Source organism: Aeromonas sp. HMWF014 (genome assembly GCF_963878295.1).
Taxonomy (GTDB): domain Bacteria; phylum Pseudomonadota; class Gammaproteobacteria; order Enterobacterales; family Aeromonadaceae; genus Aeromonas; species Aeromonas popoffii.
On the sequence record NZ_CAWNYS010000061.1, the window covers coordinates 1 to 1,082 of the forward strand.

Consider the following 1,082-nt stretch of genomic DNA (forward strand, 5'->3'; position numbering starts at 1 on the left):
GCTCTTTACCTATGCCGCCGACTGGCTGCCCGCCCTTAACCCAGAGCGAGGCGCGGCCAACTTCCAGAGCGGCGAGCTGCCGCTGCCCCCCGAATGGGGCAAGGAGCAGGGGCTGGAGCTGGCGGAGCTGCTGCGCTTCTATCGCCAGCCCACCAAATATTTCCTCAACCGTCGCCTCAAGGTGTGGTTTGAGTTGAATGAGGCCAACATCGAGGACAGCGAGCCGTTCGAGCTGGATGGCCTGCAACATTATCAGCTGAAAGATCTGCTGCTCGATGCCCATCTGGCCGAGGGCGACAGTCCAGAGCGGAGCGATAGTGTGAGCAAACGGCGCGAGCGGTTACAGCTCACCGGCCTGCTGCCGCAAGGGTGGTTCGGCAGCCTGCTGCTGGACGATCTGGATGCCGAGATGGGCAAGCTGGCGGATCGGCTACGCCCCTGGGTTGCGGCCAATGAGGCAGAAAAACAGGCGGTGGAGATCGATATCTCGCTGGCACAGGGGCAGCTGCAAGGGTGGATCGACACCCAGAAGGGGCGCTTGCTGGTGGTCAAACCCGGCAGCTTCAACGGCAAGGATCTGCTGCTGGGCTGGATCCAGCACCTCTGCCTCTGCCTGAGCGGCGCCCCCGGCGATACCCTGCTGTTCGATGCCAAACAGAGTCTGCGGTTAGCCAAGCTCGCTGCCGACGAGGCGCGCCCCAAGCTGGCGGCGCTGGTGGCGTGCTGGGCGCAGGGGATGAAGCGGCCGCTGCCGTTTTTCCCCAACACCGCCTGGGATTGGCTCAAGGCGATCGAGAAGGATCCGGACAAACCGGAGGCGGCCGACAAGGCGGCTCTCACCCGTTTCAACGGCGGCTGGATGATCAATGGGGAGGGGCAAGACGTTTACGTCGCCCGCTGCTTCCCCGAACTCGATGACGAGGTGCTTGGGCAGTTGCAGGCGCTGGCCCGCGAACATCTGACCCCGCTGCTCAAGACCCTGGAGGAGCTGAATTAATGGCTAACCCGCTCAATACATTGCGTTTTCCCCTCCATGGTGAACGACTGATCGAAGCCTCCGCCGGTACCGGCAAGACCTACAC

The 1,082-nt window shown here is 63.1% G+C and carries 1 pseudogene; it reads left to right on the forward strand.

Annotation, left to right across the window (positions count from 1 at the left end):
* Positions 1-997, forward strand: a pseudogene (locus tag AAC083_RS02390) (exodeoxyribonuclease V subunit gamma); the annotation flags it as partial.
* Positions 998-1,082 lie beyond the last annotated feature (85 nt).